Annotated in this window: 10 protein-coding genes; all 10 read left to right on the plus strand. The window is 73.3% G+C overall.

Annotation, left to right across the window (positions count from 1 at the left end; translation table 11 throughout):
- Nucleotides 1–39: 39 nt before the first annotated feature.
- The 10 genes from IEY61_RS13910 (at nt 40) to IEY61_RS13955 (ending at nt 12,112) form a co-directional block, all read left to right on the plus strand.
- Entirely contained in the window at nt 40–1,092 is a 1,053-nt protein-coding gene (locus tag IEY61_RS13910) for a glycoside hydrolase family 26 protein (protein ID WP_229705884.1), read from the plus strand.
- Nucleotides 1,093–1,285: 193 nt separating this feature from the next.
- A complete protein-coding gene (locus tag IEY61_RS13915) occupies nt 1,286–3,226 on the plus strand; it encodes a YncE family protein (protein WP_189044407.1) in 1,941 nt (646 codons plus the stop codon).
- Between the two features lie 50 nt (nt 3,227–3,276).
- The gene (locus IEY61_RS13920) at nt 3,277–4,890 is read left to right on the plus strand and encodes a Wzz/FepE/Etk N-terminal domain-containing protein (RefSeq protein ID WP_189044250.1); all 1,614 of its coding nucleotides are present in this window, start codon (nt 3,277–3,279) and stop codon (nt 4,888–4,890) included.
- Between the two features lie 3 nt (nt 4,891–4,893).
- A complete protein-coding gene (locus IEY61_RS13925; protein ID WP_229705885.1) occupies nt 4,894–6,243 on the plus strand; it encodes an O-antigen ligase family protein in 1,350 nt (449 codons plus the stop codon).
- A complete protein-coding gene (locus IEY61_RS13930) occupies nt 6,240–7,853 on the plus strand; it encodes a lipopolysaccharide biosynthesis protein (protein WP_229705886.1) in 1,614 nt (537 codons plus the stop codon). The genes IEY61_RS13925 and IEY61_RS13930 overlap by 4 nt, the downstream gene beginning before the upstream one ends.
- Before the next feature lie 5 nt (nt 7,854–7,858).
- Complete coding sequence (locus IEY61_RS13935) at nt 7,859–8,761, plus strand: sulfotransferase domain-containing protein (RefSeq protein WP_189044252.1); 903 nt, start codon at nt 7,859–7,861, stop codon at nt 8,759–8,761.
- Entirely contained in the window at nt 8,758–10,017 is a 1,260-nt protein-coding gene (locus tag IEY61_RS13940) for a hypothetical protein (RefSeq protein WP_189044254.1), read from the plus strand. Before IEY61_RS13935 ends, IEY61_RS13940 begins: the two co-directional genes overlap by 4 nt.
- A 90-nt stretch (nt 10,018–10,107) precedes the next feature.
- Nucleotides 10,108–10,590: a glycosyltransferase family 28 protein gene (locus IEY61_RS13945; protein WP_189044256.1), complete on the plus strand. Its 483-nt coding sequence runs from the start codon at nt 10,108–10,110 to the stop codon at nt 10,588–10,590.
- The gene (locus tag IEY61_RS13950) at nt 10,587–11,198 is read left to right on the plus strand and encodes a glycosyltransferase (RefSeq protein ID WP_229705887.1); all 612 of its coding nucleotides are present in this window, start codon (nt 10,587–10,589) and stop codon (nt 11,196–11,198) included. Before IEY61_RS13945 ends, IEY61_RS13950 begins: the two co-directional genes overlap by 4 nt.
- Nucleotides 11,147–12,112: a glycosyltransferase family 2 protein gene (locus IEY61_RS13955; RefSeq protein WP_373293157.1), complete on the plus strand. Its 966-nt coding sequence runs from the start codon at nt 11,147–11,149 to the stop codon at nt 12,110–12,112. The genes IEY61_RS13950 and IEY61_RS13955 overlap by 52 nt, the downstream gene beginning before the upstream one ends.
- The last annotated feature ends 291 nt before the right edge of the window (nt 12,113–12,403 follow it).

The raw sequence follows: 12,403 nt of genomic DNA on the forward strand, positions 1-12,403 counted from the left end.
CCCGCACTGGCGGTGAGAGCGGGCCCTCGGCGTACCGCCATGGTCCTCGGCATCCTGGGCGCGGTGTTCAGGGTGGCGGTCGTGGGCTTGGTGGCGCTGCTTGCGGCCGACGCCGCGCCCGGCCGTCCGCTGGCCGGGTCGGACGGCTCGGGGCGGTGCGGGAGGGTCTCGGCGAAGCTGGTTCCGTCGTGCGGCGCCTGGTGGGGGATCTACTCGCCGACCGACCCTGCGACCTGGGACCACGGCCGGGCGGTGACCGACGTGGAGGCGCAGGTCGGGCGGCGCTTCGACATCGTCCGCCGCTACCACGACTTCTCCGACGTCGGCAGCAACGGCGCCTTTCCGGACGCCTACCAGCAGCGGCTGATGCGCGACGGGCGGATCATGTTCTTCGCCTGGGAGACCCGGATCTTCTCCTCCGGTGCCGTGTTGACCTGGCGGGACGTCCACAGTGGCCGGTACGACGCGACGATCGACGCGGTCGCCGGGCGGATCCGGGCCGCCGGGGTGCCGGTCTTCCTCGGCTTCGACCACGAGCCGGAGGACGAGCCGGCCAAGGGGAGCGACGCGGACTTCGTCCGGGCCTGGCGGCACGTGCACGACCGGTTCGCCGCGGCCGGGGTCCGCAACGCGGTCTGGGTCTGGACGGTGATGGGCTGGTCCGGCCACTACCACCGGTACGCCGGGCTCTACCCCGGTGACCGCTACGTGGACTGGGTGGCCTGGGATCCGTACAACTTCCACGTCTGCACCGGCAGCCCGGTCTGGAAAAGCCCGAGCGACACCATCGGCCCGTTCTATCGCTGGTTGGACGAGCGCGGCATCGGTGCGGGCAAGCCGCGCATGCTGACCGAGTTCGGCACGAACTTCGACGCCGGTGACCCGAGCGCCAAGCGGCGCTGGTTGGAGCAGTTCCCGGCGGCGTTGCGCGCCCACCCCAAGATCAAGGCGGCGATCTACTTCAACTCGCCGGGCGTGACCCGGACGACGAGCACCTGCGACATGACCATGAACCACGACGCGTCGGCGCTGGCCGGGTTCACCGCCGCCGGGCGCGACGGCTACCTGCGTCAGCCCACGAGAGGGCGCTGACCGGGTGCGCAACGTGGACCGGATGGAGAAGTCGACCCGCCCCGCTGTCTGATTCCGGATCCGCTAAACGGCCAATCGGCTGATATCGCCCTCCGTTGCCGACGGGGGACGCTACGTGAATCGTAGTCCACTCTGGAGGCGTAGCGTGCCCAGAATCTCCTTCCCGTGGCGTCCGGCCCGGTTCCGAGCCGGACTGATCGCGGTGGTGACCGTGGCGGCCGTGCTGGCCGTGTCCGCCGCGACGGCCACGGCGGCCGTGGTGCCGGTGCCGACGCCGGGCACGCTGGTGTCGACGGATCCGGCCAACCACACCCCGCACGCCCGCGACGGTGAGGCCCGCGCCTTCGCGCAGGTGGGCGAGGTGGTCTTCGTCGGCGGCAGCTTCACCCAGATCCGGCAGACCGCCAGCTCGCCGTGGGTCGCCCGGGCCTACCTGTTCGCGTACCACCGCTCCACCGGGGCGATCTCCACGACCTTCCTGCCGGTGCTGGACGGCGCGGTCAACGCGCTCGTCGCCGGGCCCGGTGGGACGTTGATCGTCGGCGGGGCGTTCAAGAACGTCAACGGCGTCGCCCGGCGCAACCTGGTGGCGCTCGATCCCGCCACCGGCGCGACCGTCGCCAGTTGGGTCGGCCGCTCGGACGGCGGGATGATCCGCGACATGGTGCTGCACCAGAACCACCTCTACCTGGCCGGTGCCTTCAACTGGATCAACGGCACCGCCCACTCCGGGCTGGCCCGGCTCAACGCCACGACCGGCGACGTCGACCCGACCTTCACTGTCGACGCGACCGTCGGCCGGCACGGCACCGGGTCGTACGCCTGGGCCATCGACATCACCCCGGACGGCCGTACCCTGGTCGCCGGGGGCAACTTCCAGTACGTCGGCGGCCTGTCCCGCAACCAGCTGGCGCTCATCTCCCTCACCGGGACGCCGAGCGTGATCGACTGGAGCAGTGACAAATTCGTGCCGCCGTGCGCGGCCCCGGAGACGTTCACACACTACGTGCAGGACGTCCGCTTCGGCGGGGACGGCAGTTGGTTCGTGGTCGGCACCAACGGCGGCGCCGGCTGGCCGGCGGCGTACTGCGACGTGCTGGTCCGCTTCGAGACCGCCGCCCGCGGCGCCAACCAGCTCGGCACCTGGGTCAACTACACCGGCAACGACACGATCACCTCGGTGGAGGTGGCGGACAACGTCATCTACCTCGGCGGGCACTTCCGCTGGCTGAACAACCCCAACGCCAGCGACGCGGCCGGTCCGGGCGCCGTCGACCGGCTCGGCATCGCCGCGGTCACCCCGGCCACCGGCATGCCGGTGAACTGGAACCCCGGCCGCCGGGGCGGTAGCTCGCTGCCGGCGGGCGCCAGCAACTGGGGCTCCCAGGTGCCGGTGCTCTGGCGGGGCAGCGACGGCCTCTACTTCGGGCACAACTCCGACGGGATGGGCAACGAGTACCACGGCCGGCTCGGTGTCTTCCCCCTGGCCGGCGGGCGCGGCGTGGTGCTGCGGAACCCACCCACCGCGACCACCGGTCACCTCTACCTGAGCGTCGGCGAGGGACGGCTCGCGAAGGTGCCGTTCAACGGTACGACTCTCGGCGCCGCCACCACCGTCAGCCAGCCGAACTACACGCAGGCGGGGGCCACCTGGCGGGTGGACGACCGGATCTACTGGTCGCACCGGGTGGCGGGCACGCCGACCGGTAGTCGGATCGACATCTCGATGTTCAACGGTGGTGACATCGGGGTCCCGTGGGAGTCCTCCGGCTACAACGACTGGTTCAACCCGGCCCAGCTGACCGGCGCCTTCTATCTCGACGGGCGCCTCTACTACACCCGCAGCGGCGCGAACCAGCTGTATTACCGCTACTTCGAGCCGGACGGCAACTACCTCGGCGCCACCGAGTTCAGCCTGCCCACCACCGGCGTCACCTGGTCGTCGGTGCGGGGCATGGCCTGGGTCGGCGGGCGGATCGTCCACGGCGGCGCCGACGGTTCGCTACGCAGCGTCCCCTTCGACCCGACCGCGGCACCGGCGGCGGTGGTGAACGGTACGCAGAGCACGGTACTCAGCACCGGGAGTTCGGGGTTAAGCTGGTCCACCCCATCGATGTTTTTCTCGGTGCAGTGAGCAGCGTCGGAGACCTCCGCACCGGAAGACCTGACCGACGGTGAAGCCGGATGACTGACCCCTCGCACGGCCCCTGGCCCGCTGGCCCGCCCGCCGTCGAGGGGGCGTCGGAGCGGACGCTGACCCTGGGCGACCTGCTCCGCGTACCGCTGCAGCGGATCGGACTGGTGGCGGCGACCGCCGCGGTGGGCCTCGTCGTGGCGCTCGGATATCTGTTCCTGATGCCCGGCCGGTACACCGCGAGCGCGGTGGTGGCGGTCCGTCCGGTCGTCACCGACGCCTTCAGCCCCAGCGGGGCCGCCGCCGACCGGGCGGTGAACATGAACGTGGAGAGCGGCATCGCCACCGGAACCGAGGTGGTACGCCGGCTGGCCGAGCGCAGCGGGCAGGACCAACGGGACGTGCGGGACGCCCTCGACGTCGAGGTGCCGACCGGCGGACAGATCCTGCGCTTCTCCTACCGGGCGAGTTCGCTGGACGAGGCGGTGCGCAGCGTCAACCTGGCCGCTGAGTCCTATCTGGACATCCGCCGGACGATGTACGAGCGGCAGCGCACCGAGATGCTCCGCTCGTACGACGAGAGCATCGCCAAGGTGGCCGCGCAGCAGGCGGCGGTGCGCAAGCGGATGGCCAACGCCGGCTCGGGCGGCAACGAGGCGGCGGCGGCCGAACTCACCGGGATCAACAATCAGCTGACCCAACTGAACTCCGCGCGTACCGAGATCGCCGCGGTGGACGTCAACCCGGGCTGGGTCACCCGGGCCGCCGAGCCGGCGATGGCTTCCTCCGGCGGCGGCCGGCAGGCGCTGTTCCTGCTGGCCGGTCTGCTCGGCGGAGCGCTCGTCGGCGGGGTGCTCGCGTACGCCTGGGAATCGGTGGACCGGCGGATCCGCTCCGTCGACGACGCCCGGCGGGTGAGCGGTCTGACCCTGCTCGGCACGGTCCGTGGCCGGGGCGGCATCGCCGGCCGTCGAAGCCCGGACGACGCCGACGTCAGATACGTCGCCATGGCGATCGCGGAGCGGATCCACCAGCCGGCCCGGGTCACCCTGCTGAGCGCGCAGGAGGATCCCACCCCGATCACCGCCCGGCTGGCCGTCGCGCTCGCGGTCGCCGGTCGGGAGGTCTTCGTCGCCGACGACAGCGGTCGTCTGGACCGCCTCCGCGACGCGGTGCTCGCCGACCGGGAGCGGCTGCCGGCGTACGTGGACCCGACGCGGCAGCCCCTGCCGAGACCGCGCCCGCCGACCGACGCCGACCCGATCACCGAACGGATCCAGGCCGTGCGTCGCCGCCCGTCGCCCCACCCGATCGGTACGCGTACCCCGGCCGACCCGGACGCCACCCTCACCCTGCCCAAGGCGGCGACCGCCGAGGGCGGGCCGAACGGCCGGGCCGCCCGTGACGACGGGCTCCGGGTGGGCGCCGGACGGATCCTGCTCGGCACGTTCCGGCACGGGGCCCGCCACCCGCTGCTGCTGTTCAACGCGCCGCCGGCCGAGTCCGACGAGCGGGGAGTCGCGGCCGCCCGCCAGGGCAGCGCGGTGGTGGTGGTGGAACGGGACCGGACCCGACAGCGCGAACTGCGCCGGCTGGTCGAGCGACTGCGGGCCGCCGGGGTGAACACGCTGGGCATGGTGCTGACCCGCGACGGGCGGGGCTGATCCGTGCCCGTCACCCGCGCGCCGGCGGCGACCGACCCGGCCGGCGACGGGTGGCCGGATCCCCCGCGCCCCGAGCCGCCCGCTGCGGTGCCCCGGCTGCCCGGCTGGCCGCTGATGCTGATGTTCGGCCTGGTGCCGCTCTGGTGGTTGCTCGGCGCCTTCTACCTCGGCTGGTCGCTGCTCGGCGCGCTGCTGTTCGCGATGCTGCTGGTGCGGGGGCGCGTACCGCTGCCGCCGGCCACCGGGCTCTGGCTGCTCTTCCTGGCGCTCGTCGTGATCAGCGCCACCCGCCTGCCGGCACCGGCCGCGCTGGCCCCGTTCGGACTGCGGCTGGGCTTCTACGTCACCGCCCTGGTGGTCGGCGTCTACGTGTACACCCGGGCCCGGGAGACCGCCGACCTCGCGCAGGTGCTCGTGCCGCTCTGCGTGTTCTGGTTCGGTCTGGTCGCGCTGGGTTGGCTGGGCGTGCTGGCGCCGCGGTTGGCCCTCACCACCCCGGTGGAGCTGCTGCTGCCCACCGGGCTGGCCGACAACGACTACCTCCGTGACCTGGTGCACGTCACGGCCTCCGAGTACAGCCTGCGGGCAGCGGATCCGGTCTACCGGCCGGCGGCGCCCTTCCCGTACACCAACAACTACGGCAGCGCGTACGCGATGACGCTGCCCTGCGCGGTGGCGTTCACCATGCTGCGCCGGCGGGGTGCGCTGCGCTGGGCGGTGCTGGCGTCACTGCCGCTGTCGCTGGCACCGGCCTTCCTCACCCTGAACCGGGTGATGTTCGCCAGCCTCGGGGTGGGCCTTGCGGTGCTCGGCGTCCGGGCCGCGCTGCGCGGCAACGTGCGGGTGGGTTTCTCCGTGCTGGGCGTGCTGTGCGCGGCGCTGCTCACCGCCCTGTTCATTCCGGTCGCCACGTTGATCGGTGACCGGGTCGCGGCCAGCGACACCAACGCCGACCGGTTCGCGCTCTACGCCGAGGTGGTGCGCCGGATCGGCCACTCACCGTGGCTCGGTTACGGCGCGCCGGTCAGCGCGGACACCGTCGCCGCGCAGGTGCCGGTCGGCACCCAGGGCCAGCTCTGGATGGTGCTGTTCAGCCATGGCGTACCGGCGCTGGTCTGCTTCCTCGCCTGGTTCGTGGCGGCCACCGTGATCTGCGCCCGCGCCTCCTGCGCCGCCGGGCAGTGGCTCGCCGTGGTGCCGGTGATCTGCCTGGCGCAGCTTCCGTTCTACGGGATGGCGAGCCCGACCATCTCCGTGGCCTGCTTCGCCGTGGCCCTGTCGATGGCGCTCGTCGCGCGCCAGGCAGCGGCACGCCGGCGTACGCGCACCGACGCGGTGGCGGTGCCCGGATGATCGGCGCGACCCGGAGCCCCGCCGCCGTCACGCCGCACCTGCCCGGGGACGACCACGCGTCGGCACCCGAGTCCGTGCGGGAGACCCGGCGCAGCGCGCGCGCCGCCTCGGCCGCTCTGCTCGGCGCAGCGGTCAACGGGCTCCTCGGCTTCGTCCTGGTGGTGGTCATCACCCGCGGCTACGGTCCCAGCGGGTCGGGGGCGTTCTTCGCGGCGATCGGAGTGGTGACGGTGGCCGCCGCCGTCTGCACCCTGGGCGCGGAGACCGGGCTGATCTGGATGCTGCCGCGACGGCGTACCGGCGCGGCGGGCGACGCGGCGCGGCTGCTGCCGGTGGCGCTGATTCCGCCGCTGTCGGTCGCCCTCCTGGTCGGCGTGCTCGGGGTGCTCGGGGCGACGCCGGTCGCCGCCCGGCTGCTGGACACCTCCACCGGCGACGGTGCCGTGCTCGTCGCGCTGAGCTGCGCCGCGATCCCCGTGGTGGTGGCCATGACGCTGCTGCTGGCCGCCCTGCGCTGCGTCCGGCCGCTGCGCGCCTACCTCGCCGTGCAGTCGGTGCTGCTCCCGCTGGCCCGGCCCGCGCTGGTCGGCCTGGCGGTGCTGGCCGGCTGGGGGCTGGTGGCCGGGCTGGCCGGCTGGCTGGTGCCGGCGGCGCTGGCCCTCCTGCTCTGCCTGGCCCTGGTCGCCGGCCCGCTCGGCGTCGGCCGGGGCGCCGCGCTCCGACCTGCCCCGGGGGACTGGCGTACGTTCTGGCGTTTCGCGCTGCCCCGGGCCGCCTCGGCGGCGATGGACTCCGGTGCCGTCTGGGTGGGCGTGCTGCTCACCTCGATGCTCGCCGGCCCGGCCGAGGCGGGTGTCTTCGGCGCGGTCGGCCGCTACATCCTCGCCGGCCAGTTGGCCATGCACGGGCTGCGGGTGGCGGTGTCACCCCAGTTGTCCCGGCTGCTCGGTCAGGGGCGGCGGGCCACGGCGGCGGCGGTGCACCGGCAGATGACCGCCCTCGCCGTGCTGCTCTGCTGGCCGGTCTACCTGCTGCTGGCGCTGCACGGCGCGACGTTCCTGGCGGTCTTCGGGGCGGATTTCGCCGCCGCCGGCACCACCGGCGTGGCTGTGCTCGCGGCGGCCATGCTGGTGAACACCGGGGTGGGCAACGTGCAGAGTCTGCTGCTGATGAGCGGGCGCAGCGGGCTGCATCTCGCCGCCACCTCGGCCGGGCTGCTGGTCACCGTCTCACTCGGCCTGCTGATGATCCCCGGTCGGGGGGCGACCGGCGCGGCGCTGGCCTGGGCGACCGGGATCGTGGTGGAGAACCTGGTCGCGTACTGCTGTGCCCGGACGGTGGTCGGCCAGCCGCTCGTCGACGCCGCGCTGGTCCGCGTCGCCGGGCTGGTCGTCCTGGCGGTGGGTGCCGCGGCGCTGCTCGGCCTGCTCGTGCCGGGAGGTGGCCCGGTCGGCCTGGCGGTGGCGGTGGGCCTGCTGGCACCCGCCTCCCTCGGCCTGTTGACGCTGCCCCGGGTACGCGCCCGCATCGGCGTTGCCCTGGCACAGATTCGTGAGCGCGAGCCGGCTGGGCCTGCCGCCGCGCCAGAGCCGTCGATGAAGGGTAGGTGAGGGTCGTGCCGCCGCTGCGGGACCGGGTGAAGCAGGTGATCCCCCGCCAGGTGACCAACCGGGTACGGGAAAATCTGGTCGACTACGGCGTACGCACCAGCGACCGCCGGCCGCTGCCGGACTTCCTCATCATCGGCACCAAACGGGGCGGCACCACCTCGCTGTGGAACTACCTCATCCGGCATCCGCTGGTGCCCCGGCTCTTTCCCGCCTGGAACACGAAGTCGTCGCACTACTTCGAGGAGAACTGGCGGCGTGGCGAGGCGTGGTACCGCTCGCACTTCCCGACCGTGCGCCAGCGGGAAGGGCTGGAGGGTCGCCACGGCGGGCCGGTGCGGGTCGGCGAGGCGGCGCCGCTGTACATGTTCCACCCCCTCGTCGCGGGGCGGGTCGCCGCGCTGATGCCGTCGGTGCGCCTGATCGTGCTGCTGCGGGACCCGGTGGAACGGGCGTACTCGCACTGGAAGGAACGGCGTGTCAACGGCGTCGAGCCGTTGGACTTCGCCGCCGCGCTGGCGGCCGAGCCGGAGCGTACGGCGGGGGAGCGGGATCGGCTGATCGCCGAGCCGGAGTACGTAAGCGCGCCCTACGACTGGTACACCTACCGGGCCCGGGGCCGCTACCTGGAACACCTGGCGCCGTGGCTGGAGCGTTTCGACCGGTCCCAGTTCCTCTTCCTGCCCAGCGAGGACCTCTACCGCGACGCGCGGGCGGCGTTCCGGCGGACCCTGCAATTCCTCGGCCTGCCCCCGGTCGAGCTGCCCGACTTCACGGTCCACAACCGCACCCACTCCGCGCCGTTGGACCCGGCGTCGCGGGCGGAGCTGACCGAGTACTACCGCCCGCACAACGAGGCGTTACGCCAGCGGCTGGGGCTGGCCCTCGACTGGCCGGACCGGGTGGCGTGACGGTGGCCGGCCGCGCCTCGACCGACCCCCGATGCCGGGACGACGGGCTGGGCTGGGTGAGCCGGGCGCTCTTCGGCGACGAGCGGATCGCGTTGACCGTGGGCGTCGAGCCGCCGGCCGGGTCCGCCGTCGCGGCGCGGTACGCGGTCGTGCCGTCGGTCGCCCGGGCACGTTTCCTGCTGCCGCTCGGGGCACCCCGGGTCACGGCGGCGGCGCTGCTGGCGTACAACGGGCTGCGGCCGGCCACGATCCGCCTGATCCGCGCCGCGCTCGGCGTCGCGGCCCGGGTCGGCGCGGTGGACCGGGCGCCGTTCCCGGTCCTGACCGTCGCCCTGCCCGCCGGACTGCACCCGGCCGAGGTGCTCCTCGCCGACCGGCTCGCCGCCCTCCTCGGCGGCGGCGCGCGGTACGCGGCGTGCGGCGTCCGCCCGCCGGACCCGAACCACAAACCCACACTGCAACTGTTCGACGGTGCCGGACGGCCACGCGGGTACGCCAAGATCGGGTGGAATCCGGCGACCCGGGCGCTCGTCGCGGCGGAGGCGGCGGCGCTGCGGGAACTGTCCGGGGTGGCCGGAATCGACGGCCATCCCCGGGTGCCCCGGCTGCTCGCCGAGGCCGACTGGGACGGGCGGGCGGTCGCGGTGGTCGAACCGCTGCCGCCGCAGGTCCGGCGGGTGCCGGCGGGCGCGGCACCCGATCCGGTGGCGCTGCTCGCGGTGGCCCGCCGCCACCGGCCACCGGCCGAACCCCGGCCGCTGGCCGGCTCGCCCTTCCTGAGCCGGCTGACCGCCGAGGCGCGGCGGTCAGCCGCCACGACCCCCGGCGGGTCCCGGGCGGTGCGGGCCGTCGCCGCGCTGACCCGCCGACACGGCGACGTCGCGGTCGAGTTCGGGCACTGGCACGGCGACTGGGTGCCGTGGAACCTCGGCCGGCAGGGCGGTGACCTGGTCGCCTGGGACTGGGAACACAGTGGGCCGGACGTGCCGGTCGGCTTCGACCTGGCCCACGACGCCTTCCACCGCGCGCTGGTGCTGCGTGGTGAGCCGGTCGCCCCCGCGGTCGCCCGGATGGCGGCGGCGCTGGCCCGGCACGGCGCGCGCCTGGGCCTGGACCTGCGGCGACAGCGGCTGGTGGTCGACGCGTACCTGCTGGAGCTGTGGCTGCGCGCCTGGCGCCTGGCCGATGCCGGCGCCGGCTGGAACCGGCGACTGCATCCCGCGCTGCTGGACGTCGTCGAACAGTCCGGCGACTGATCGGCGACAGCACAGGGTGGAAAGAATTCTGTAAATGCGATAAGTGTCGATGACCTGACGGAATCCAAGCGAACTTTTGTGGGGAGTCGCATGGACGCGAAGACTCGGAAGCCCGGCCAACCGCCAGTGTTGCTGCTGGTCGGCTCCAGCGGTGGGCACCTCGCCCAGCTGCTGGCGCTGCGGCCCTGGTACGAGAAGTGGCGGCGCTGCTTCGTCACGTTCGACACGCCGGACGCGGTGTCGCTGCTGGCCGGCGAGGAGATGGTCCTGGCCCACCATCCGACCACCCGGAACCTGCGCAACCTGCTGCGCAACGGGGTGCTGGCGGCCCGGGTGCTGCGCCACCGGCGGGTCGCCGCGGTGGTCACCACCGGGGCGGGCGTGGCCGTCCCGTTCGTCGTGCTCGCCCGGCTGCGGGGCATCCCGACCGTCTACATCGAGGTCTACGACCGGATCGACACGCCGACGCTGACCGCCCGGCTGTGCCGCCCGTTCCTGTCCACGATGCTCGTGCAGTGGGAGGAGCAGCGCCGCCAGTACCCGGAGGCGACCGTCGTCGGGACGCTGCTGTGAGCGGTACGCTGCCGCCCGTCGACGCCCGGCCGCAGCTGCTGGTGACCGTGGGCGCCGACCGGCATCCCTTCGTCCGGCTGGTCGACTGGCTGCAACAGTGGTACGCCGAGGTGGCCGGTGAGGTCATCCTGACCGTGCAGCACGGCTACACCCCGGTCGCGGACCTGCCGGACGCGGTGCAGTTCCTCGGGCACGCCGAGTTGCAGAAGGCGATGGACCAGGCGGATCTGGTGGTCTGCCACGGCGGGCCGGCCACCATCCTGGAGGCCCGCCGGCACGGGCACCTGCCGATCGTGGTGCCCCGGGACCCGGCCCACGGCGAACACGTCGACGACCACCAGCAGCGCTTCGCCCGCCGGCTCGGCGCGGCCGGGCTGATCGCGCTCTGCGAATCCCGGCAGGCCCTGCGGGACGCGCTCGCCGCCGGCCTGTCCGACCGGTCGCGGTTCACCGTGGCGGCGGACCCCGAGTCGGTCGACCGGCAACAGGCCGCGGCATACCGGGTGGGACTGATCGTCGACGACCTGGTCGCCACCGCGCAGCGCCGGCACCGACCCTGGTGGCCGCCGTGGCGGGGACCGGGACGCGACGAGGGACGACAGCCGTGACCCGGTACCCGAGGGTGAGCGTCGTGATACCCACCCGCGACCGCCCGGAACTGCTGTCCGCCGCTATCCGGGCCGTCGTGACGCAGGACTACCCGGGGTCGGTCGAGGTCATCATGGTGTACGACCAGTGCGAGCCGGACCGCCCACCGCCCGCGCCCGCCGCACCGCACCGGTCGGTTCGGGTGCTCGGCAACACCCGTACCCCGGGCCTGGCCGGCGCCCGCAACACCGGTGCCCTGGCCGCCACCGGCGAGCTGATCGCCTTCTGCGACGACGACGACGAGTGGCTGCCCGGCAAACTACAGGCCCAGGTCGACGCCCTGGCCGCGTCCGGCGCCGCGTTCGTCACCTGCGGCATCCGGATCAGCTACCAGGGGCACACCGTCGAGCGGGTGCTGGACCGCGACTCGATCACCCTGGCCGACCTGCTGCGGGACCGGATGACCGAACTGCACCCGTCGACCTTCCTCGTCCGGGCCACCGCGCTGCGCGACAGGATCGGACTGGTCGACGAGGAGATCCCGGGCGGCTACGCCGAGGACTACGACTTCCTGCTCCGGGCCGCCCGCGCCGCCCCGCTGGTCAACCTGCCCGCCGCGTACGTGCTGGTGCGCTGGCACCGGCGGTCGTACTTCGCCCAGCGCTGGGACACCATCGCCGAGGCGTTGCAGTGGCTGCTGGAGCGCCATCCCGAGTTCGCCACCCAGCCGGCGGGCCAGGCCCGGATCGCCGGGCAGATCGCCTTCGCCCGCGCCGCGTGCGGCGATTCCCGCTCCGCGCTGCGCTGGGCCCGGCGCACTCTTCGCGGCAACCCGCGCGAAGCGCGTGCCTACCTGGCCCTGGCCGTGGCCGGGCGGATGCTCCGCCCCGACACGGTGCTCCGCACCCTGCACCGCCGAGGTCGAGGAATCTGACCGGGGTGGTTCGCTGGCCTTCAGCGGCCTGTGTCATCGTTGGCGATGAATGACCCGGCATCCCTCTGATTTGTCCGTTGCGTGACACGCTTGATTGATTGCGGTCGGTCGTGGTCGATGAAATTTTGTCTGGCCGCATCGGCGACGAAGCATCACCGAAAGTGTTCGCGGACGCGGCTTCAGGCTTGTCGCCTGCTCGAATATTGGCGAGTCCAGCGGTGCGTCCTAGCTCAAAGTTACGATGTACCAGACGGCTTCTCTCTGCCTATGATCCCTCATCATGCCTGCACG

The sequence above is a fragment of the Micromonospora sonchi genome (genome assembly GCF_014646235.1).
GTDB classification, from domain to species: domain Bacteria; phylum Actinomycetota; class Actinomycetes; order Mycobacteriales; family Micromonosporaceae; genus Micromonospora; species Micromonospora sonchi.